Annotated in this window: 14 protein-coding genes; 7 read left to right on the top strand and 7 right to left on the bottom strand. The window is 71.9% G+C overall.

What is annotated here, in order from left to right; translation table 11 throughout:
- The first annotated feature begins 13 nt into the window (after positions 1-13).
- From IE269_RS10635 to IE269_RS10625, 3 genes are all read left to right on the top strand, one after another.
- Positions 14-958 carry a MerR family transcriptional regulator gene (locus IE269_RS10635; protein ID WP_189822583.1) on the top strand — a complete coding sequence of 315 codons (945 nt, stop codon included), beginning with the start codon at positions 14-16 and terminating at the stop codon, positions 956-958.
- Between the two features lie 135 nt (positions 959-1,093).
- On the top strand, positions 1,094-1,654 hold the full coding sequence (locus tag IE269_RS10630) for an RNA 2'-phosphotransferase (protein WP_189822582.1): 561 nt from the start codon (positions 1,094-1,096) through the stop codon (positions 1,652-1,654).
- 67 nt (positions 1,655-1,721) lie between these two features.
- The gene (locus tag IE269_RS10625) at positions 1,722-2,627 is read left to right on the top strand and encodes an LLM class flavin-dependent oxidoreductase (RefSeq protein ID WP_189822581.1); all 906 of its coding nucleotides are present in this window, start codon (positions 1,722-1,724) and stop codon (positions 2,625-2,627) included.
- 259 nt (positions 2,628-2,886) lie between these two features.
- On the opposite strand, the gene IE269_RS10620 is transcribed toward IE269_RS10625, so the two are convergent.
- Entirely contained in the window at positions 2,887-5,832 is a 2,946-nt protein-coding gene (locus IE269_RS10620; RefSeq protein ID WP_189822580.1) for a tetratricopeptide repeat protein, read from the bottom strand.
- On the bottom strand, positions 5,829-7,718 hold the full coding sequence (locus IE269_RS10615) for an HSP90 family protein (protein ID WP_189822579.1): 1,890 nt from the start codon (positions 7,716-7,718) through the stop codon (positions 5,829-5,831). Before IE269_RS10615 ends, IE269_RS10620 begins: the two co-directional genes overlap by 4 nt.
- 275 nt (positions 7,719-7,993) lie before the next feature.
- On the opposite strand from IE269_RS10615, the gene IE269_RS10610 reads away from it, so the two are divergent.
- Positions 7,994-8,887, top strand: a complete 894-nt coding sequence (locus tag IE269_RS10610) for a Cof-type HAD-IIB family hydrolase (protein WP_229897527.1) — start codon at positions 7,994-7,996, stop codon at positions 8,885-8,887.
- Between the two features lie 54 nt (positions 8,888-8,941).
- Here IE269_RS10610 and IE269_RS10605 read toward each other — a convergent pair whose 3' ends face one another.
- The 5 genes from IE269_RS10605 to hisC all read right to left on the bottom strand — a co-directional run bounded on the left by IE269_RS10605 (position 8,942) and on the right by hisC (position 18,276).
- Positions 8,942-10,678, bottom strand: a complete 1,737-nt coding sequence (locus IE269_RS10605; protein WP_189822577.1) for a GAF domain-containing sensor histidine kinase — start codon at positions 10,676-10,678, stop codon at positions 8,942-8,944.
- 105 nt (positions 10,679-10,783) lie between these two features.
- On the bottom strand, positions 10,784-14,326 hold the full coding sequence (gene cydD, locus IE269_RS10600; RefSeq protein WP_189822576.1) for a thiol reductant ABC exporter subunit CydD: 3,543 nt from the start codon (positions 14,324-14,326) through the stop codon (positions 10,784-10,786).
- A 40-nt stretch (positions 14,327-14,366) separates the two neighbouring features.
- Entirely contained in the window at positions 14,367-15,368 is a 1,002-nt protein-coding gene (gene cydB / locus IE269_RS10595; RefSeq protein WP_189822575.1) for a cytochrome d ubiquinol oxidase subunit II, read from the bottom strand.
- Positions 15,369-15,383: 15 nt separating this feature from the next.
- Positions 15,384-16,892, bottom strand: coding sequence for a cytochrome ubiquinol oxidase subunit I (locus tag IE269_RS10590; RefSeq protein WP_189822574.1), 1,509 nt, complete (start codon positions 16,890-16,892; stop codon positions 15,384-15,386).
- Positions 16,893-17,178: 286 nt separating this feature from the next.
- On the bottom strand, positions 17,179-18,276 hold the full coding sequence (hisC, locus tag IE269_RS10585; RefSeq protein ID WP_189822573.1) for a histidinol-phosphate transaminase: 1,098 nt from the start codon (positions 18,274-18,276) through the stop codon (positions 17,179-17,181).
- Positions 18,277-18,681: 405 nt separating this feature from the next.
- Here hisC and IE269_RS10580 point away from each other — a divergent pair, with 405 nt between their 5' ends.
- The 3 genes from IE269_RS10580 (at position 18,682) to IE269_RS10570 (ending at position 22,354) form a co-directional block, all read left to right on the top strand.
- Positions 18,682-19,803, top strand: coding sequence for a LacI family DNA-binding transcriptional regulator (locus tag IE269_RS10580; protein ID WP_189822572.1), 1,122 nt, complete (start codon positions 18,682-18,684; stop codon positions 19,801-19,803).
- A gap of 263 nt (positions 19,804-20,066) precedes the next feature.
- Positions 20,067-21,320: a metallophosphoesterase gene (locus IE269_RS10575; protein WP_189822571.1), complete on the top strand. Its 1,254-nt coding sequence runs from the start codon at positions 20,067-20,069 to the stop codon at positions 21,318-21,320.
- A 182-nt stretch (positions 21,321-21,502) separates the two neighbouring features.
- Positions 21,503-22,354, top strand: coding sequence for a hypothetical protein (locus IE269_RS10570; protein WP_189822570.1), 852 nt, complete (start codon positions 21,503-21,505; stop codon positions 22,352-22,354).
- Positions 22,355-22,368: the final 14 nt, after the last annotated feature.

The raw sequence follows: 22,368 nt of genomic DNA, 5'->3' as shown, positions 1-22,368 counted from the left end.
AGGGGAGTGGCCGATGTCCGTGCGACAGGCACAGGACGAGTACCGGATCGAGGACCTCGCGCACCACAGCGGTGCCACGGTCCGTACGATCCGCGCCTACCAGGACCGCGGGCTGCTCCCCCGGCCGGAGCGGCGCGGGCGGGCCAATGTGTACGGGGACGCGCACCTGGCCCGGCTGCGGCAGATCGCCGACCTCCTGGACCGGGGGTACACCCTGGCCAGCATCAAGGAGCTGCTGGAGGCGTGGGACGCGGGCCGGGGGCTGGGCGGGGTGCTCGGTCTCGTCGCGGAGGTCGGCGGGCCGTGGACCGACGAGGAGGCGAGCCGGATCACGCGGGCGGAGCTGGACGCGCGGTTCGGCGGCCGGTCCGACGACTCGGCGGTCGCCGAAGCGGTCGAACTCGGCGTGCTGGAAAGGATCGAGGGCCACGACGACGAGTTCCTGGTGCCCTCGCCGCAGGAGCTGGCGGTGGCCGCCGAGCTGTACGCGGCGGGTGTTCCGCTGCGGGCGATCTCGGGTCACTTGCGCGAACTGCGGGGCCAGGTCGAGCACATAGCGGCCAGGTTCCTGGAGTTCACCACCGAGCACGTCTTCGCGCGCTACCTGGGTCACACACCTCCGACGGACGCGGAGGCGGCGGAGGCGGCCGCTCTCGTACGTCGGCTGCGTCCGCTGGCCCAGCAGAGCGTGGACGCCGAACTGGCTCGCGCCATGCGCCTGTTCGCGACGCGGCACCTCCAGCAGCACCTCGGCGCGACGCCTTCCGTCGAGCCGGACAACCGGCCGCAGGCACTCGCCCTTCCGGCGGGAACGATCGCCGCCGTCCAGGCGTTGGTTGGAGCAGAGAACGCATCGGCTTTCGTCACGGCGGCCACCGAACGGGAGCTCCAGGCACGCACCTTGGACGCCCTCACCTCAACACAACTCAATCGTGCGAAACTTGACGAAGCGCCCTAAATCGGGCATGAGTTATCCACAGATCTTGCATTTCCCTTGTGGAAAAGGGCGGTTGGCTGTGGATTACCTCGAACTTCCTCTCAGGCCAACGGAATTCAGATGCACAGGACGTGCCTCGCCAGGGATTCTGACCGGATGAACGAACAGCGCATCGTGAAGGTCTCGAAGTACCTCTCGAAGCATCTGCGTCATCAGCCCGAGCGCATCGGCCTCACCCTCGACGCGCACGGCTGGGTCGAGATCGACACCCTCGTCCGGGCCGCCGCCGCGCACGGCTTCCGCTTCACCCGCGCCGAGCTGGACCACGTCGTCGCCACCAACGACAAAAAGCGTTTCGCGGTACGGGAGGACCAGGCGCGCGGCACCCTGATCCGGGCCAGCCAGGGCCACACGGTGGAGGTCGACCTGGCGCTGCCCCCGGTCGAGCCCCCGGCCTTCCTCTTCCACGGCACCCATCCCCGGGCCGTGGAAGCCATCCGCACCGAGGGGCTGCGTCCCATGGCCCGGCACGACGTGCACCTGTCGGCGGACCGGGAGACCGCGACCCGGGTCGGCGCCCGCCGGGGGCGGCCGGTGGTGCTGTCCGTGGACGCGGGGGCGATGCACCGGGCCGGCCACACCTTCCGGGTGAGCGCCAACGGGGTGTGGCTCACGGCGCGGGTACCGGTGGAATTCGTGCGGTTCCCGGGAGCCTGAGGGGCCGGGCGCCGGCGGGCGCGCCACACCACCCGAGGGCGCGGGCCCGGACCCGTACAGTCGGATCATGCGTCTGAGCACTGTGATTCTGCCGATCCGCCGTTGGAATGAGGGCGGCAAGCAGGTGTGGCAGCGGGCCGAGGAGCTGGGCTTCCACACCGCGTACACCTACGACCACCTGTCCTGGCGGGTGCCGTTCCGGGAGGGCCCGTGGTTCGGGGCGCTGCCCACGCTGACCGCCGCCGCCTCGGCCACCGACACCCTGCGCCTGGGCACGCTGGTGACCTCGCCCAACTTCCGGCACCCGGTGACCCTGGCCAAGGAGCTGATCTCGCTCGACGACATCAGCGGCGGGCGCGTCACGCTGGGCATCGGCGCGGGCAGCGCCGGCGGGTTCGACGCGACGGCCCTGGTGCCCGAGGGCACCGCGCCGTGGACGCCGCGCGAGCGGGCCGACCGGTTCGCCGAGTTCCTGGGGCTGCTGGACCGGCTGCTCACCGAGGACGCCGTGTCGTACGAGGGCACCTTCTGGTCGGCGGGCGACGTGCGGAACATCCCCGGTTGCGTGCAGCGGCCGCGGCTGCCGTTCTCGGTGGCGGCGACCGGGCCGCGCGGGCTGAAGCTGGCCGCCAAGCACGGGCAGGCGTGGGTGACCACCGGTGACCCCAAGCTGTACGAGAACGGCACGCCGGACGAGTCCCTGGAGGCGATCCGGGGCCAGGTGGCGAAGCTGGGCGCCGCGTGCGAGGCCGTCGGGCGGAACGTCGGCGAGCTGGGCAAGACCCTGCTGACCGGGTTCACCCCTGACCGGCTGCTGGAGTCCCTCGACGCATTCGTGGACTTCGCCGGACGGCACCGGGAGCTGGGCTTCGACGAGCTCGTCCTGCACTGGCCGATCGCGGACACGCAGTTCGCGGCCGACGAGAAGCTCTTCGAGCAGATCGCGACGGACGGGCTGGCGCAGCTGGGCTGAATGCCTCCGGGGCGCACCCGCAGGCGGGCTGGCGCAGCTGGGCCGAGCGCCTCCGGGGCGCACCCGCAGGCGGGCTGGCGCAGCTGGGCCGAGCGCCTCCGGGGCGCACCCGCAGGCGGGCTGGCGCAGCTGGGCCGAGCGCCTCCGGGGCGCACCAGCGCCTCAGCCGGCGGCCTCGAAGCGGGAGGCGATCCCGCCGGGCCCGGGGCGCACCCCCAAGGGTGCGCCCCGACAGGGCCTCCCGCTGGGCCCACCGGCCTCAGCCGTAGTTCTCCACCCGCTGCTCCACCCGCCGCAGCAGCTCCGCCGCGCTCTCCGACTCCCCGGCCAGCACCTTCAGCTCGCCGACGAACGCCTCCAGCAGCGCCCGCCCCTCGGCCTTGCGCCCGAGCGTCTGCTCCGCCCACGCGGACCGCAGCACACAGCTCGCCCGCTCGCCCAGCTCCTCGGGGCCGAACTCGCGCAGCGCCTCCGCCGCCCGGATGCCCAGCTCGGCCGCCTCGGCCTCCAGACCGTCCTCGTTGTAGAGGAGCTGCGACAGCTGCGACCAGGTGCGGGCCCGCTCCAGCCGGTGCTCGGGCCCGTCCTCGCCGAGCGCCGCGAGGGCCCGGTCCATCAGCTCCCGTGCACGCGCGACGTCGCCCGGCAGCTCGTCGCCCTCGTCGTCGTACCGCGTCTCGGCCGCCAGCCACGCCAGCGCCCGCAGCGCCCGCACCGCCCCGAAGGTCTCGCCCGCCTCCTGCCACAGCGCGACGGCCCGCTCGTACGCCTGCTGCGCCTGCGCCTCCAGGCCCTGCTCGCCCGCCAGGCACTCGCCCGCGAGCATCGCCAGCCGCGCCTTGGGCACCGGGTGGTCCCAGGCCTCGGCGATCTCCGCGGCCAGCAGGTACTGCTCGGCGGCGGCCTTGCCGTCGCCGAGCTGCCGCAGCAGCCGTCCGAGGGTGTCCCGCGCGCGGACGGCCTGCTCGTCGCCGTGCTCCAGCAGGTCGGGCAGCGCCGACTCCAGGATCTCGGCGGCCTCGGCCGCCCGGTCGCTCTCGCCGAACGCCTGCGCCAGGACCAGCCGTGCGTGGGCGCCCGCCCCCGCACCCTCGCCCGCCGCGTCGAACCAGTGCGCCGCCTCCAGCGCGTAGGTCGCCGCCTCGGCCTCCTTGCCGTCCTGCTGGTAGAGCGCCTCCGCCAACGTCAGTCGTACGGTGCCCAGTTCCTCGGCGTCGGTCAGCTCCGCCGAGCAGTCCAGCGCCGTACGGGCCGCCTCCTCCGCCAGGTCGGGGCGGCCCAGCATCAGGCGCAGCCGGGCCAGCCGGGTCAGCGGCTCCACGGCCTCCCACGGCTTGTCGGCCTCCTGGTTCCGCCGGGCGGCGGAGGTCAGCAGGTCCTCGGCACGCTCCCAGTCCTGGGTGTTCACCGCGTTGTGCGCGAGGGCGGCCTCGGCCTCGGCGACCAGGTCGGACAGCCGCTCGGCGCCGGCACCCGTGCCGAACTCCGCGACGTACCCGGTCATCGCCGCCAGGAAGCGCGCCTCGGCCTCGGCGTTGAGGTCTCCCCCGTCGCGGTGGGCGTGGGCCCGCTGGGCGACGAAGGCCTCCAGCTTGATCCGGGTCAGTTCCAGCGTGGCCGCCCGGCGCGTCCGCAGCGGATCGTCGGCCGGTATCTCCTCGACGAGCGCGGCCGACGCGTCCAGCGCCGCCCGTATCTCCTCGTCGGACGCGCCCTGCTGGACGGCGGCGACAGCGATCCGTACACCGTTGACGGCGGCCCGGCCGGGCTCGCCCAGCTCGCGGTAGGCCGCGACGGCCTGCTCGAAGAGGCGCCGCGCGGTGCCGTCCTCGACCGGTGTTCCCCCGGCCCGGCCCACGGTGAGCGCGTGGTGCTCCGCCAGTTCGGCCGCGAGCAGCGCGTCCGGCGCCGGCTCGCCCTCCCGCGCGCACAGCACCGCGATCCGCTCCCAGAGCCGGTCCGCTGCCGGGCGCCCGGCGGCCCGCGCCTCCCTCGCTCGTACGGCAAGCTCCGCCACGGTCTCCGCCCGTACGGCCGACTCGGCGGGGGCCGGCCGTACGGGAGCTGCCACGACGGGGGCCACCCGCACCCCCAGCGGCAGCGCGTCCACCAACGGCCGCTGCCCGAGCCGCGTCGTGAGCCGGGTCGAGCTGGCCGCCGTGCCGTTGCGGGCGTCGAAGCGGGCGGTGAGCGCGGTGAGGTCGGCCAGCAACAGCCCGTGCAGCTCGGCAACGGTGCGTTCCGCGCCCTGGTGGCGGGCGGCGGGCAGCGCTCCATGCCCCAACTCCATCAGCCGTCCCAGCAGCACCAGTGCGCCGCCGCAGAAGCCGAGTTGGGCGTCGGCGTCCCCCAGCGGGCCCAAGTGGGCGGCGTGCTCGGCGAGGATCTCCAGGCCGCGTGCCTCGTTGCCGGTGAGCGCGCAGAACTCCAGGTGGTGACCGATGCTGCGGAGCAGGCTCTCGTTGCCCTTGGCCATGCGGTAGCCGCGCAGGTGATACGTGCGCGCCTCGTCGAGGCGGCCGAGCCGGACCAGCGGAACCAGCGCCTCCGCGAGCACCCGGTGCGGCTCCTCCGCGCACACGTGCTCGCCGCCGAGGACCGGCGCCCAGGTGGCGAGGGCCTTGTCGTCCTCGCCCCGGCGGGCCCAGTAGCCGCCCTGCTCGTTCAGCTCGCAGGCGTGGCAGTCGCTCATCTGGTCGCGGTCCGCGGACGTCCACTCGGCGAGGTGCCGGTCGGCGGCCTCGTCGTCGCCGATCTCGTACGCCAGGTAGTACGCGGACTGGCGCACCGCGCGCGGGCTGTACCCGGCGACGGCGTACCGGCGGCCCATCTCCTGCTGCCACTGCCGGATGGAGTCCAGGGGTATCTCCGGCAGGTCGAGCATCCCGGAGCCGACCCACTTGAACCGCCAGTGCAGGCTCTGCACGTCCCACTGGTCGAAGCCGGAGGGGTCTCGGTCCCACTCCTGGAGGAGACGGGCGAAGGGCACGATCAGCTTGCCGCGCTCGGTGGAGAACTCGTACGCGTCGATCAGGTTGAACAGCGCGAGGCGGACCAGCTCGGCGTCGCCCGACTGCTCGGCCAGGGAGACCAGTTCCTCGGCGCGGGCGTTGCGGGGCAGGCCGTTGGGGGACTCGCGGTTCTCCCAGATCGCCTGGCGTATCTGGTCGGCCGGCAGCGGACCGGTGGACTCGGGGGCGCTCACTTGCCGTCCTCCTTCTTCTCCGCGTCGGCGGTGTTCGCGATCGGGTGGGTCGCCCACTCCAGGAGGCCGAGGAAGGCCCGGTTGAGCAGCGAGGTGTCGGCGGGGCGCAGCGGGCGCTGCGACATCAGCAGGGCCTGTCCGTACAGCGACTCGACGGCCGTCCCGGCGAGGTCGGCGTCGGGTATCGCGGCGATCTTCCGGACCAGGGGGTTGTTGTGGTTGAGGACGAGGCGGGCGCGGGGCACGGAACCGCGCAGGGCGCCGAGGATGCCGGTCCACAGGCTGTCGGCGTTCGCCTCCGCGTCGGCGCGGTCGCGCTCGTGCCGGGCCTGGCGGTCGTCGAGGAAGAGCGCGGGCACCGTCACCGGCTGGAAGCCGCGCAGGACGACGTCGCAGCCCAGCGGGTCCAGGCGGGTCCTGGCGGTGGCGAGGAAGGACGCGAAGGCCAGTTCCTGCTGGGGGGCGACCGGGTCGAGGTGCGAGGTGACGGCCCCTGCGTCCAGCTCGCTGACCTTCACCTCCTTGCGCACCTGAGGCAGCAGCTCCACCAGTTCGGCGTCGTACGTGTAGCCGCCGTTGACCACGCCGAGGCCGTGCGCGGCGGCGATCGGGGCGACCTGGCGGAACTCCTCGACGGTGCGCGTGAAGTGCACCTCGGGGTGCGCGCGGGAGAACTCGTCCAGGGTGAGCCGGCCGTCGCTGGTCTCGAACGGCAGCCAGGGCAGCATCAGTTCCAGCAGGTCCGCGTCGTGCCGGGCGAGGGACTTCACGCCCAGGTGGTGCACGGCGAGGAAGGACGCCAGCCGGTCCGGGTCTCCGGCCGCCAGCTCCGCCAGCCACTCCCGTATCCGTACGCCCAGCGCTTCTCGTACGGCGGCCAGCGTCTCGTCGTCGTAGAGGTTCTCCCGCGACGCGGTGGGCCGCAGGGTGTCCGTGTCGAGGACGACGCGGACGAAGAACGCCCAGTCGGGCAGCAGGTTGTCCGCGCGGTCGGTGAGCAGCATGCCCTTGAGGTAGACCCGGTGGGCGGCGCGGTGGGCCGGGCTGGTCGCCGATGGCAGGACGTACGCGACACCGCGCACACCGGCGACGGGCAGGTCCAGGTCGATGCTGTCGAGCGGGGTGAACCCGAAGGTCTGCGCGCAGTGCCCGGCGAGCGCCACCCGGCGGGCGGTGGGCGTCGGGTGCTCGCGGTCCCACACGGCGGGGCGGTCGGTGACCGGGCGGATCTGGCCGTCGGGCCCGGTGAAGGTCACGTCGTACGGCAGCAGGGAGCCGAAGTCCTTCGCCAGCTCCTCCACGCGGGCGGCCTGCGTCCATTCCTCGGCGCCGGGGCGCGGCTGGAGGTGCACGGTGGTGCCGGGTTCGGGGCGGGCGTCGTCGGGCAGCGTCCGTACGGTGTACGAGCCGTCGTCGGTGGCGAGCCACTCCACGGGCGGCGCGTCGGGGGTGCGCGCGGACCGGGATATGACGCGGATCTGCCGGGCGACCACGAAGCAGGCGAGCAGCCCGATGCCGAACTGGCCGAGGAACTCGCGGCGGGCGCCCTCCAGGCCGTCCCGCTTGGAGCTGCGGCCGATGGTGGCGAGCAGGGTGTGGACCTCGTCGGAGGTCAGGCCGATGCCGCTGTCCTCGATGGTGACGGCGCCGTCGGCGGCGGCGCTCAGCCGGATGCGGACCGGGGCGTCCGCGTCGTGGCCGCGGCGGGCGGTGGAGGCGTCCACGGCGTTCTGCAGCAGCTCGCGGACGTAGACGCGAGGGCTGGAGTACAGGTGGTGGGAGAGCAGGTCGACGAGGCCGCGCAGGTCGACCTGGAAGGTGTTGACCTCGGGATTCTCGGGATTCTCGGAATTGTCTGGGGTTTCTGCCTGTGTTTTCGGGTTCACCGAATCACCTCGCGTCTGTGGCTGGCTGCGTGGGCTCGGACGAATCGCTGGGTCCCCCCTGACGAATCGCGACGGCCGTCCGGCCCATGCCGCCGGCCGCAACCCGACGGGCAGGACCCGGAATTGATGAACATCGTAGGTGCGGGCACTGACAATGCCCCAGGGAATTCCGGCCGCCCCGCAGCGCCTCCGCCCGGAGCGACCGAATCCGCATGTGCCCCCTCAGATGTGCACCCTTTCGCACGTCCGTGCGCTTCATGCGGGAAGATGAGGCGGTGACCTCAGCTACCGACCCCCGCCCCCGCCCGGCCGACAATCCCGACAACGGTACAGACGGTGCGGGCGCGGCCACGGCCGTCCGCCTGATCGCCACCGACCTGGACGGCACCCTGCTGCGCGACGACAAGTCCGTCTCGGAGCGCACCGTCGCCGCCCTGGCCGCCGCCGAGGCCGCCGGGATCGAGGTCTTCTTCGTGACCGGCCGCCCGGCCCGCTGGATGGGCGTCGTCAGCGACCACGTGCACGGCCACGGCCTCGCCATCTGCGCCAACGGCGCCGCCGTCGTCGACCTGCACGCGAGCGGCGAGCTCATCGAGGTGCGCCCCCTGGAGCGCTCCGACGCCCTCGCCACGGTGACGGCGCTGCGGGCCGCAGCCCCCGGCACCTCCTTCGCGGTGGAACTGACCACGGGCATCCACTACGAGCCCGACTACCCGCCGTTCCAGTTCGACCCGGCGGCGAGCATCGGCACCGCCGAGGAACTGCTGCACGCGCAGGCCCCCGGCCTGGACGCCCCGGTGATCAAGCTGCTCGCGCACCACCCCACGATGACCCCGGACGACTTCCTCGACCTGGCCCGCACGGCCGTCGGCACCCACGGCTCGGTCACCCGCTCCAGCCCGACCGCGCTCCTGGAGATCAGCGGCCCCGGCGTCTCCAAGGCGAGCACCCTGGCCCGCTGCTGCGCCGAGCGCGGCATCCTCCCTGAGGAGGTCGTGGCCTTCGGCGACATGCCGAACGACATCGAGATGCTGGCCTGGGCGGGCCGCTCGTACGCCATGGGCAACGCCCACCCGGCGGTCCTCGCCGTCGCCTCGGGGCGCACGGCGCCCAACGAGGAGGACGGGGTCGCCGCGATCATCGAGCAGATCCTGGCCGAGCAGCAGTAGAAGCCGTGCCGAGTAAGGGGCTTCCTCCCGGAGGGCGCCCCTTACGTGCTCCCGCTACAGCGGCGCCTCCCACACCACCGTCGTCCCCCCGCCGTCGGTGCACAGCCCGGGACCGTACGAGCTGGAGCCGCCCAGCGCCTCGGCCCGCCGCCCCAGGTTCCGCAGCCCGCTGCGCCGGCCGCCCTCCGGGATGCCGACCCCGTCGTCCGCGACGGTGAGCCGCACCGCACGCCGCCCGTCGTCCAGCACCACCGTCGCGTCCACGACCACCTCGATGCGGGACGCCTCCGCATGCCGGAAGGCGTTCGACAGCGCCTCGCGCAGCGCCGCGATCAGATTCTTCCCGGTCAGCTCGCCGACCAGCGCGTCCACCGGGCCCACGAAGTGGTGCGCGGGCTTGAAGCCCAGCGGCACCGCCGCCATGTTGATCTCCCGCAGCACCTTGGTGCGCAGCCCGGACGGCGCCTCGGCGGGGCCCTGCTGGAGCGCGAAGATCGCGGTACGGATCTCCTGGATCGTCACGTCCAGCTCGTCCACCGCCTTGCCGACGCCCTCCTGGACCTCCGGCACGACCGACCTGCGCTGGGCGCTCTCCAGCATCATCCCGGTCGCGAACAACCGCTGGATGACGAGATCGTGCAGGTCACGGGCGATGCGGTCGCGGTCCTCGTACACCGCGAGGCGCTCGCGGTCGCGCTGCGACTCGGCCATCATCAGCGCCAGCGCCGCCTGCGAGGCGAACTGGGTGGCCAGTGTCCGCTCCGCCTCGGTGAACGGCTTTCCGCCCCGTCCCCTGGGGGTCGCCAGCGCGCCCATCACCCGGCCGCCGCTGTGCAGCGGAAGCAGCATGCTCGGCCCGTACCGCGCGGACATCTTGGTGATCATGCGCGGGTCGGTGGCCGAGTCGCTGACGAACACCGACTCGCCGTTCAGCAGCAGCCCCACGATCGGGCTCTCCGGCGGCATCACCTTGCCCAGCGTCTCGCCGGGGTTGTCGGAGGACACCGCCGCGATCTCCAGGCCGCCGTCGTCGGTAGGCAGCAGCACCATGCCGGCGTCCGAGTCCGCCAGCCGCCGCGCCTGCTCGGCGACCACGGTGAGGGCGTCGTCGACGTCGCCGCCGGAGAGCAGGGCCGTCGTCACGGCCACCGAGCCGTCGATCCACCGCTCGCGCTGGCGGGCCGCCTCGTACAGGCGGGCGTTGCCGATGGCGATCCCGGCCTCGGTGGCCAGCACCCGCAGCATGTGCAGGTCGTAGTCGTTGAACTCGCCGCCGCCGTTCTTCTCGGCGAGGTAGAGATTGCCGAAGATCTTGCCCTGCACCCGGATCGGGACACCGAGGAAGCTGCGCATCGGCGGGTGGTGCGCGGGGAACCCGGCGAACCGGGGGTCGGCCGTCAGGTCCGCGAGCCGCACCGGCTCCGGGTCCCTGATCAGTGCCCCGAGCAGCCCCTTGTGCCCGTCCGGCAGCCGGCCGATGGCGGCCGCCTCCTCGACCGTCACTCCGTACGTCACGAAGTCGGACAGCCCGTCACCCTCGTCGTCGACCACACCGATCGCCGCGTACCGGGCGTCGGCCAGTTCGGCGGCGGTCTCGCAGATGCGGTCGAGGGTGGAGTGCAGTTCCAGGCCGGTGCCCACCGACCGCATGGCCTCCAGCAGGTGCGGCACCCGCGCGGTGAGCTCGGTCGAGAGCCCCTGAAGGCTGCGGGTCGCCTCGGTCGCGGCGTCGAGGGAGTCCTGTGGGGTGGCCGGGCCGTCGGGTACGAGCGGGTCCTGCTGCGCTGACATGCCCTTGAGACTAGTTAGTCCGATTTAAAGGGGAAAGTCGACGTGCGCGCGTTTCGACCGCTTAAGGCCCTTGGTGGCCCGCCCGTCAAGAACGCGGCACCCCTCCTACGCCACCGGCTCCGCCGCCCTCTCCCGCTCCAGCATCCGCCGCAGCGGCCCCTCCTCGGCGGTCAGCGCCACGAAGTCCCCACGCTGCACGACCCGTCCCGCGTCCAGCACGACCACCTCGTCCACCGCTTCCAGGCCCTGGAGGCGGTGCGTGATCAGCACGGTCGTGCGGCCCTCGGTGGCGGCCAGCAGGTCCGCCGTCAGCGCGTCCGCCGTCGCCAGGTCCAGGTGCTCGGCCGGTTCGTCCAGTACGAGTACGGGGAAGTCGGCCAGCAGCGCCCTGGCCAGCGCCAGCCGCTGCCGCTGTCCGCCGGACAGCCGCGCCCCGTGCTCGCCCACCAGGGTGTCGAGCCCCTCGGGCAGCGCCTCGACCCACTCCCGCAGCCGGGCCCGGCCGAGCGCCTCCAGCAGCCGGTCGTCGTCCGCGTCGGTCCGAGCGAGCCGCAGGTTCTCCCGTACCGAGCTGTCGAAGAGGTGCGCGTCCTGCGCACACAGGCCGACCAGCTTCCGTACGTCGTCGCCGTCGAGCTCCTCGGCGGCCGTCCCGCCGATCGTGTACGACCCGGCTTCGGCGTCCAGGAACCTCAGCAGCACCTGCGCGAGGGTCGTCTTCCCGGCCCCGCTCGCCCCGACCACCGCGATCCGCTTCCCGGCCTCCAGCGTCAGGTCCACCCCGCTCAGCGCCTCCCGCTCCTGGCCGGCGTACCGGGCGGACAGGCCCCGCACCTCCACCGGGAACGGCGAGGCGGGCACCTGAGCAGGAGTCTCGGGCTCCCGTACGGGCAGCGGCGCGTCCAGCACCTCGTACACGCGCTCCGCACTGCGCCGCACCCGCTGCCGGTACTGCACGGCCAGCGGCAGCCCGGTCACCGCCTCGAACGCGGCCAGCGGCGTCAGCACCACCACCGCCAGCGTCACCCCGGACAGCCTCCCGTCCGCCACGGCCTGCACCCCGACCCAGGCGGCCCCGACCACGGTCAGCCCGCACACCAGCGCCGAGAGCCCGCCGCCGAGCGCGGTGGCCGACGCCCCGCGCGAGGCGATCCGGGTCAGCACCCCGTCCGCCTCCCGCACGGCGGCCAGCCTGCGCCGCAGCGCGCCCGCCACCGTCAGCTCCCCGACCCCGCCGAGCAGATCCGCGCCCCGTACGGCCAAAGCACCCCGCGCCGGAGCCAGCTGCCGCTCCGCCCGCCGCGCCGCCGCACCGCTCACCAGCGGCACCCCGACACCCGCGAGCAGCAGTCCGACGGCCAGCACCGCACCGGCCTCCGGCAGCAGCCACCCCGTGAAGCCCACGGCGGCCGCGCCCACCAGTCCGGCGGCCCCGACCGGCAGCAGCCACCGCAGCCAGTAGTCCTGCCACGCGTCCACATCGGCGACCAGCCGCGACAGCAGGTCCCCGCGCCGGGTCTCCCTGAGCCCGGCGGGCGCGATCCGCTCCAGTCGCCGGTACACGGCCACCCGCATGTCCGCGAGCATCCGCAGCACGGCCTCGTGCGACACCAGCCGCTCCGCGTACCGGAACACCGCGCGCCCGATACCAAAAGCCCTGGTCGCGGTGACCGCCATCATCAGATAGAGCACCGGAGGCTGCTCGGAGGCCCGCGAGATCAGCCACCCGGACACCGCCATGAGCCCCACGGCCGACCCGAGCGCCAGGCTTCCGAGCAGCAGCGCCAGCGCCAGCCGCCCCCGCTGCTCGCCCGCGTCCCGCCGCACCCGGCGCAGCACACCGCCGCGCACGCCCGCGACCGTTTCACGTGAAACATCCGCACGCGCCTCAACGCCGACAACCGTTTCACGTGAAACATCCATGCGCGCCTCAGTATCGACGGCCGTTTCACGTGAAACATCGCCCGCAGGCAGCCCAACCCGCACCCCCGGGCCCGTCGCAACGGCCTCCGCCTCCACGAGACCGAGCGCCACAACCCGGTCCGCCACCGCCAGCAACGCCGGCCGGTGCACCACCAGCAGCACGGTCCGCCCGACCGCCAGCCGCCGCACCGCCTCGACGATGCCCGCCTCGGTCTCGCCGTCCAGCGCGGCCGTCGGCTCGTCCAGGAGCAGCACCGGCCGGTCCGCAAGGAAGGCCCGTGCCAGCGCCAGCCGCTGCCGCTGCCCGGCGGAAAGCCCGGCCCCGTCCTCGCCGAGCAGGGTCTCGACGCCCTGCGGCAGGGCGGCCACGAAGTCGTACGCCCCGGCGTCCCGCAGCGCCTCCAGCACCGCCGCGTCGTCCGCCTCCGGCCGGGCCAGCCGTACGTTCTCGGCAACCGTTCCCGCGAAGAGGTGCGGCCGCTGCGGCACCCACGCCACCCTCGCCCGCCACTTCTCCGGATCCACGCTCGCCAGGTCGGTGTCCCCGACCAGCACCCGCCCCGACTCCAGCGGCACGAACCCGAGCACCGCGTTCAGCAGCGTCGACTTGCCCGCCCCGCTGGGCCCGACCAGGGCGACCGTCTCGCCCTCCCCGACCTCCAGCGACGCCGACTCCAGCGATGCTGCCGCACGCCCCTCGTGCCGTACGGTCACGCCCTCGACCCGCAGCGCACCACCGACCGGCGCGTCCCCCGAGCCGCCCTCGGGCAGCTCGGTCTCCAGCACCTCGAAGATCTCCTCCGCAGCCGCCAGCCCCTCGGCAGCGGCGTGGTACTGCGCCCCGACCTGCCGCAGCGGCAGATACGCCTCCGGGGCCAGGATCAGAATCACCAGCCCGGTGTACAGATCCAGCTCACCGTGCACGAGCCGCATGCCGATGGTCACCGCGACCAGCGCCACCGACAGCGTGGCCAGCAACTCCAGCGCGAAGGACGACAGGAAGGCGATCCGCAGCGTCTTCATCGTGGCCCGGCGGTACTCGCCGGTGATGGCCCGGATCTGCTCGGCCTGCGCCTTGGCCCGGCCGAAGACCTTGAGCGTCGGCAGCCCCGCGACCACGTCCAGGAAGTGCCCGGACAGCCTGGAGAGCAGCTTCCACTGACGGTCCATCCGGGACTGGGTGGCCCAGCCGATCAGAATCATGAACAGCGGGATCAGCGGGAGCGTCACCACGATGATCGCGGCCGACACCCAGTCCTCGGTGACGATCCGCGCGAGCACCGCCACCGGCACCACGACCGCGAGCCCCAACTGCGGCAGATAGCGCGAGAAGTAGTCGTCCAGCGCATCCACACCACGGGTGGCCAGCGCCACCAGCGACCCGACCTGCTGCCCGCCCAGCCACCCGGGCCCGAGCCCGGCCGCCCGCTCCAGCAGCCGCCCCCGCAGCTCGGACTTGACCGCCGCACTCGCCCGGTGGGCAGCCAGCTCGGTCAGCCAGGCCACCAGCGCCCGCCCGACCGCGACCACGGCCAGCAGGATCAGCGGGGTCCGGACCCCGGCGGAGTCGAGGCCGTCCTCGAAGCCCCCGACCACCACCTCGGCGATGAGCATCGCCTGGGCAACGACCAGACCCGCGCCTGCGAGTCCGAGAACCACCACCGCTCCGAGGAAGAAGCGGGTGGCCCGGGCGTACCTGAGCAGACGCGGGTCGATCGGTTTCACGTGAAACATCCCCCACTAGCGAGAACGAAGAGCAACTGCGTCAGTGCGCGTCAGCGATGTGCTGCGTACCGATCCGCTTCCGGAACACCCAGTACGTCCACCCCTGGTACAGCAGCACCAGCGGGGTCGCGATCCCGGCGCACCAGGTCATGATCTTCAGGGTGTACGGGCTGGACGATGCGTTGGTGACCGTGAGGCTCCAGGCGTCGTTCAGCGAGGACGGCATGACGTTCGGGAAGAGCGTCAGGAAGAGCATGGCGACCGCTGCCGCGATGGTCACGCCCGACAGGGCGAACGACCACCCCTCGCGCCCCGCCTTGATCAGCGCGATCGCCGCGACCAGCGAGAGCGCCGCCACGATCAGCGCGACCAGGCTGCCGGTGTCGCCCTTGTCGACCTGGGTCCAGATCAGGAAGCCCAGCGCCAGCACGGCGGTCACCACGCCCAGCTTCACCGCGAGGGCCCGCGCCCGGACCCGGATGTCACCGACCGTCTTGAGCGCCGCGAACACCGCGCCGTGGAAGGTGAACAGGGTAAGCGTGACCAGGCCGCCGAGGATGGCATACGGGTTGAGCAGGTCGAAGAAGTTCCCGACGTACTCCATGTCCTTGTCGATCTTCACGCCGCGCACGATGTTGCCGAAGGCCACGCCCCACAGGACGGCCGGCAGCAGCGAGGTCCAGAAGATCGCGTGCTCCCAGTTGGTCTGCCAGCGCTCCTCGTCCCGCTTGTGCCGGTACTCGAAGGCGACACCCCGGATGATCAGGCAGACCAGGATGAGCAGCAGCGGCAGGTAGAAGCCGCTGAAGAGGGTGGCGTACCACTCGGGGAAGGCGGCGAAGGTGGCGCCGCCCGCAGTGAGCAGCCACACCTCGTTGCCGTCCCAGACGGGACCGATGGTGTTGATCAGGACCCGGCGTTCCTTGCGGTCCTTGGCGAGCAGCTTGGTGAGGACGCCGATCCCGAAGTCGAAGCCCTCCAGGAAGAAGTAGCCGATCCACAGGACGGCGATGAGCACGAACCAGACGTCGTGGAGTTCCACAGCAGTTCCCCAGTCCTAGTACGAGAAGGCCATCGGCCGGTCGGGATCGCGGTCGTCGCCGCCGATCTTCGTGGGCGGGTTGAGGTCGGCCTCGGTGAGCTCCGGCGGGCCGAGCTTCACGTACTTCACGAGGAGCTTGACCTCGATGACCGCGAGGACGGCGTACAGCAGGGTGAAGACGATCATCGAGGTGAGGACCTCGCCCTGCGAGACGCCGGGGGAGACCGCCGCCGAGGTCTTCAGGACGCCGTAGACGACCCAGGGCTGACGGCCCATCTCGGTGAAGATCCAGCCCCACGAGTTGGCGATGAGCGGGAAGAGCATGGTCCACAGCGCGACGACCCAGTACAGGGACGCGAGGCGGGGGCTGAGTGCCTTCTTGCGGAAGAGCACCAGGTTCGGCACTTCGTCCTCACCGGTCCGCAGGCCCGGTGGCAGCAGGAACTTCTTCCTGGTCAGCCACAGGCCCAGGATGCCGAGCGCGAAGGACGCCATGCCGAAGCCGATCATCCAGCGGAAGCCCCAGTAGGCGACCGGGATGTTGGGCCGGTAGTCGCCGGGACCGAACTTCTCCTGCTCGGCCTTGTTGATCTCGTTGATGCCGGGGACGTACTCGGTGAAGTTGTTGTGGGCGAGGAAGGACAGTATTCCGGGGATCTCGATGGCGACCCGGTTGTGGCCCTTGTCCACGTCGCCGATGGCGAAGATGGAGAACGGTGCGGGGGCCTCGCCCTCCCACAGCGCCTCGGCCGCCGACATCTTCATCGGCTGCTGCTTGTACATGACCTTGCCGAGCTCGTCGCCGCTGATCGCGGTCATCAGACCGGCGATCACCACGGTGACCAGGCCCAGCCGCAGCGAGGTGCGCATCACCGGGATGTGCTTCTTGCGGGCCAGGTGGAAGGCGGCGATGCCGACCAGGAAGGCGCCGCCGACCAGGAACGCGGCGGTGATGGTGTGGAAGAACTGGGTGAGCGCGGTGTCCTGGGTGAGCACCTTCCAGAAGTCGGTGAGCTCCGCCCGGCCGCGTTCCTTGTTGATCCGGTAGCCGACCGGGTGCTGCATCCAGGAGTTGGCCGCCAGGATGAAGTACGCCGAGAGGATCGTGCCGATCGACACCAGCCAGATGCAGGCGAGGTGGATCTTCTTCGGCAACTTGTCCCAGCCGAAGATCCACAGCCCGATGAAGGTCGATTCGAAGAAGAACGCGATCAGCGCCTCGAAGGCCAGGGGCGCTCCGAAGATGTCACCGACGAAGCGCGAGTAGTCGGACCAGTTCATGCCGAACTGGAACTCCTGCACGATGCCGGTGACCACCCCCATCGCGATGTTGATGAGGAAGAGCTTCCCCCAGAACTTGGTCGCCTTGAGGTACTTCTCCTTGTTCGTCCGCACCCAGGCGGTCTGCAGGCCGGCGGTCAGCGCGGCGAGCGAGATCGTCAGGGGGACGAAGAGGAAGTGGTAGACGGTGGTGATACCGAACTGCCATCGCGCGAGGGTCTCTGGCGCCAGTGCCAGCTCCACGTCGTCTCTCCTTACGTCGCCGAAGCCACAGCCGCATTCACGGGTAGTTCACGATCCACGGGTAGATCACAGGGGCAGTTTGCCCCTTTAATCCCACAAATCGCGGGACGAACGGGGACACGCTTGTGAACGCGTTCACATTCACAAGCATTATGTCGCACGGCCATTCGGAAGGATCCAGGGGGGTCCCCATAAATGACGCCGGGCCGGGCTCCCCGAAAACGCCGGTGCCCCCGCAAGCCGGCCCACGGCTCACAGGGGCACCACGCACACCACCCGTCAGGGGCTACAGCTCCTTGCGGAACTCCTCCGCCGCCTTCAGGAACAGGTCGTTCGCCTCGACCTCACCGATCGTCACGCGCACGCCCTCGCCCGCGAACGGCCGCACCACGACACCGGCCCGGTCGCACGCCGCCGCGAAGTCGGTCGTACGCTCCCCCAGCCGCAGCCACACGAAGTTCGCCTGCGTCACGGGCACCGTCCACCCCTGGCCGACCAGTGCGTCGTACACCCGGGTCCGCTCGGCGATCAGCGCGTCCACCCGCTCAAGGAGCTGGTCCTCGGCGCGCAGCGAGGCGACGGCCGCCTCCTGTGCGATCTGGCTCACACCGAACGGCACGGCCGTCTTGCGCAGCGCCGCCGCCACCGGCTCGTGCGCCACGACGAAGCCGACCCGCAGCCCGGCCAGCCCGTACGCCTTGGAGAAGGTGCGCAGCACGGCGACGTTGGGCCGGTCCCGGTAGAGCTCGATGCCGTCCGGCACGTCCTCATCCCGGATGAACTCCCGGTAGGCCTCGTCCAGAACGATCAGGATGTCCTTCGGCACCCGGTCCAGGAAGCGCTCCAGCTCGGCGCGGTGCACCACGGTGCCGGTGGGGTTGTTGGGGTTGCAGACGAAGATCAGCCGGGTCTTCTCGGTGATCGCGTCGAACATCGCGTCCAGGTCGTGCACATCGCCGTCGGTCAGCGGCACCTTGACCGAGGTCGCACCGCTGATCTGCGTGATGATCGGGTACGCCTCGAAGGAGCGCCAGGCGTAGATCACCTCGTCGCCAGGACCCGAGGTCGCCTGGAGCAGCGACTGCGCGACGCCGACCGAGCCCGTGCCCGTCGCCAGGTGGGAGACCGGCACGCCGAAACGCTTCGCCAGCTCCTCCATCAGCCCCGTGCAGGCCATGTCCGGGTAGCGGTTGAACACCCCGGCCGCGGCGATCGCCTGCTCCATGACGCCCGCGAGCGGCGGGTAGGGGTTCTCGTTGGAGGACAGCTTGTACGCCACCGGGCCGTCGCCCTCGGCGGCCGCGGCCGGCTTCCCGGGCTTGTACGTGGGGATGCCGTCCAGCACCGCACGCAGCTTGGGGGTGCCCGCGCTCGTCTCGCTCACTTAAGGTCCTCCTCGACCGTACGTACCGCCAATACTGCTCACCTTATGAGGATTGGGCGGCGCTGCGAAGAGGCCGCAGAAGACCGCGGCCGGACCCACGCCCGGAACAGCGGCCCGTCCGGAAAGCACCGGCGCACCCTCCAGGGGGCGCGCCCCCGGACTCCACGCGCGCCGGTGGCTCACGCCGTGGCGCGCGTCCCTCGAACTGGTGAGTTGAGACCTCACCGAGACATGCGGCAGATGCCGGACGCACCCCGCCAGCCAACCGACTCCACGGCAGCACACCCCCCAACTCCCTTGACTTCCATGGTCATTGACCGAGCAGACCCATGCAGAAACGTGCCTGCCACCAGGCGCATATGCACGGCAGCCAATCGGCCCCCTGAGCCCTAATATCGGCTCGCCATGACAGCAGCAGGGAAGCATCAGGTGAGCCGGACCGAGACACCCCGGCGAGGCAGTCGGCCAGGACGTGCGGGCATCCGGGATGTCGCCGCCGCAGCCGGTGTCTCCATCACGACTGTCTCCGACGCCCTCAACGGCAAGGGACGGCTCCCGGACGCCACCCGCCGCCACGTTCGCGAAGTCGCCGACCGGCTGGGCTACCGCCCGTCCGCCGCGGCCCGCACCCTCCGTACCGGAAAGTCGGGCCTGATCGGCCTGACCGTGACGACGTACGGGGATGAACCTTTCACCTTCACCGAGTTCGCGTACTTCGCGGAGATGGCCAGGGCCGCGACCTCGGCCGCCCTCGCCCGCGGCTACGCCCTCGTCATCCTCCCCGCCTCCTCCCGGCACAGCCCCTTCGACGTGTGGCAGAACGTCGCGCTCGACGGAACCGTCGTGATCGACCCCTCGGACGACGACCAGGTCGTCACCGAGCTCATGCGCCAGGGCCTGCCCGTCGTCTCCGACGGCCGCCCGTCCGGGGCCCTCCCCGTCACGGCCTGGGTCGACAACGACCACGAGGCCGCCGTGCTCGAACTCCTCGACCACCTCGCCGACGCCGGCGCCCGCCGCATCGGCCTCCTCACCGGCACCACCACGGACACGTACACCCGCCTCTCCACCACCGCCTACCTGCGCTGGTGCGAGCGCGTCGGTCAGGATCCGGTGTACGAGTCCTACCCGGCGCACGACCCGTGCGCGGGCGCCGTCGCGGCCGACCGGCTGCTCGCCCGCCCGGACCGCCCGGACGCCGTGTACGGCCTCTTCGACCCCAACGGCACCGACCTGCTGGCCGCCGCCCGCCGCTACGGGCTGCGGGTCCCGGAGGACCTGCTGCTCGTCTGCTGCTCGGAGTCGACGGTGTACGCGAGCACCGAGCCGCCCATCACCACGCTCTCCCTCAAGCCGCGCCGGATCGGCACGGCGGTCGTCCAGCTCCTCATCGATGCCATCGAGGGACTGGACACCGGGCGGCCGGTCGAGCAGGTGATACCGACCGAGCTCATCATCCGTACGTCCTCCCAGCGGCGCCCTCCGCGCACCACGGTGAGCGCTCCGCGGTCGCCGTCGGGGGACTGAAGAGGGCCGGCGGGGGCCCGAGGGGGCCGGACGAAGGGGTGCGCGGGGCGGCAGGCGGGGAGCCGCCCCGAAATCAACACCGGGACCGATCTCCGCAATCCGGGCGAAACAACTGGTGAACCGCGGGTGTACCCGGATTCACCACCCCTGGTGCCTCACACAGCGCGGGCCGCATTCCTATGATGGGCGCACGACACAGCGGACCACCCGAGACCAGGTGGGACCCCAAGGTGTACGGCGGTGCGACGGTGGTGGAGGGGTCAATGACTCAGGGGGCCGGTCAGGGACCCGCGGTGCGTACGGCTACGTTGCGGGACTTCCGGGTGCCTCCCTATGCGCAGGCCCCCGTCGCGACGTACGACGCGGAGCAGGCGCACCCGGGAGAGCAGGCGCTCGCGGAGCACTCGTACATCCCCGTGCAGGAGACGTACGGGGATGTGAAGGAAACGTACGCACCTGTGCAGGAGGCGTACCCGCCCGTGCCGGAAACGCACACGCCCGCCCAGGAGGCGTACGCCCCCGTGCAGGAGACGTACGAACCCGAGCCCCCCTTCGACGAGGGCGACGCCCCCGAGGGCTACACCCCCACCCAGCGCGACCTCCCGGTGATCACCCGGGACGACCGCGGTCCCGGTGACACCCTGCGCATCCCGCAGCCCGACTTCGCCGCGCAGCCGGACGGCGAGGGCCTCGGCCCGCTGTTCGTCGTCGGCGACGTGCACGGCTACCTGGTGGAGCTGCTGGACGCCCTGCACGAGCAGGGGCTGATCGACGACGAGGGCCACTGGTCGGCGGGCAACGCGCGCCTGTGGTTCCTCGGCGACTTCACCGACCGCGGCCCCGACGGCATCGGTGTCATCGACCTGGTGATGCGCCTGTCCGCCGAGGCGGCCGCCGCCGGCGGCTACTGCAAGGCCCTCATGGGCAACCACGAGCTGCTGCTGCTCGGCGCCCGCCGCTTCGGCGACACCCCGGTGAACTCCGGCGCGGGCACGGCCACCTTCCAGGCCGCCTGGCTGCTCAACGGCGGCCAGAAGCACGACATGGAGCGCCTCCAGGACGTACACCTCCAGTGGATGGCCCGCCTGGACGCAGTGGCACTGGAAGACGGGCACCTGCTGACGCACTCCGACACCACCGCCTACCTCGACTACGGCAGCACCATCGAGGACGTCAACGACACGGTGCACGAGATCCTCACCCGCAACGACGCCGACGAGTGCTGGGACGTCTTCCGCAAATTCACCAAGCGCTTCGCGTTCCGTGACGAAGGCGGCTCCGACGCCGTGCGGGAACTGCTGGCCGCATATGGCGGCGAGCGCATCGTCCACGGTCACAGCCCCATCCCGTACCTCCTCGGCGAGGTCGGCAACGAGGACACCTCCGACGGAGAGGGCAGCTCGGGGCCGGTCGTGGAGGGTCCGCACGTCTACGCGGACTCGCTCGCGATCGCCATGGACGGCGGCGTGACCATGGCCGGAAAGCTCCTGGTGGTCCAACTCCCGTTGGATGACTGAGCGTTACGAACTCGTACGTGCGCGGTGCGAACACACTCCCACCACCGGGCCAATTTCCGGAAACCCTCTGTCACCCCGTGCCGTAACGGCTCTACCATCGGGTTATCCGTAGCAGGCTCTCCTCCGTTTCCGCCCAACCGCCCCACCGAAGCGGGCAACCCGGCCCTACGGAGCATCGGGGGATGCACATGAACAGCGCTCCGCACCTGCTGGCCGAGGACCGCCCGGAGTTCGAGCGGACCCTCGACGAAGCACTGCGCACCGCGCACGAACGCCCGGAACTCGCCGCAGCGGGCGGGCGGTTGAACAGCGAGCAGCTGCGCACCGCCGCGCTCAACGCCAGGGAAATAATCAACGGTCACGCGCTGACCGAGTACGACCACTACGTGAAGGTGCGCGGCGAGCTGCGCGCACCCACCCTGCCCGCCACCCTGCTCGCGCCCGGGGTCGGCGAGAACGCCGAGGCGACCGGTGCCGGTGCGATCGCCGTCGTCGCCGTGCTGACCCCGGTGCTGGCCGGGATCGCCGCCGTGGTGCTGCTGCTGGTCGGCTTCGCGCTGCGGATGCTGAGTCCGCCGCCCGCCATCGCCGACGCCCTGCTGACCGCCGGATGGATCTTCGGGGCGCTGACCGCGGCCGGGCTGCTCGGGGCCGCGGTCGGCCTGCTGTTCACCGCGCTGCGCAACGGCTCGACCGCCTTCCAGGACGGCCACCGGGACGCGAGCACGGAGGAGGTCGACCGGGCCAGGGCCGCCTGGACGGAAGCCCTGACGGAGCGGGGCATCGTCCCGTTCCTGCGCGAAGCGCTCGCCAAGCCCCCCGACCCGGCGTCGTCCGCACCGCCCGCTTCCGCCCCGCCCGCCACCGAGCCGCCCCGGCAGTCCGGCCGCATCCCTGGTCTCGGGTACTCACGGCCGGACTTCAGCAGCCCCGGCGACAACAGCAACAACAACGGCCACAAGACCCGCCCGAGCTTCACCAGCCCGGACTTCTCCAGCCCCGACTACGGCGGCCCGGACCACAAACCGGAATGATCCGGGGCCGCCCG

This window comes from Streptomyces spiroverticillatus (assembly GCA_014650415.1).
Classification (GTDB): Bacteria; Actinomycetota; Actinomycetes; order Streptomycetales; family Streptomycetaceae; genus Streptomyces; species Streptomyces spiroverticillatus.
This window is presented reverse-complemented; position numbering and strand designations above follow the sequence as displayed.

What these genes read in the sequence shown, in the direction of transcription:
- IE269_RS10635 (WP_189822583.1), top strand. Translation starts at nt 14, where the DNA reads ATGTCCGTGCGACAGGCACAGGACGAGTACCGGATCGAGGACCTCGCG.
- IE269_RS10630 (WP_189822582.1), top strand. Translation starts at nt 1,094, where the DNA reads ATGAACGAACAGCGCATCGTGAAGGTCTCGAAGTACCTCTCGAAGCAT.
- IE269_RS10625 (WP_189822581.1), top strand. Translation starts at nt 1,722, where the DNA reads ATGCGTCTGAGCACTGTGATTCTGCCGATCCGCCGTTGGAATGAGGGC.
- IE269_RS10605 (WP_189822577.1), bottom strand. Translation starts at nt 10,678, where the DNA reads ATGTCAGCGCAGCAGGACCCGCTCGTACCCGACGGCCCGGCCACCCCA.
- IE269_RS10580 (WP_189822572.1), top strand. Translation starts at nt 18,682, where the DNA reads ATGACAGCAGCAGGGAAGCATCAGGTGAGCCGGACCGAGACACCCCGG.
- IE269_RS10575 (WP_189822571.1), top strand. Translation starts at nt 20,067, where the DNA reads ATGACTCAGGGGGCCGGTCAGGGACCCGCGGTGCGTACGGCTACGTTG.
- IE269_RS10570 (WP_189822570.1), top strand. Translation starts at nt 21,503, where the DNA reads ATGCACATGAACAGCGCTCCGCACCTGCTGGCCGAGGACCGCCCGGAG.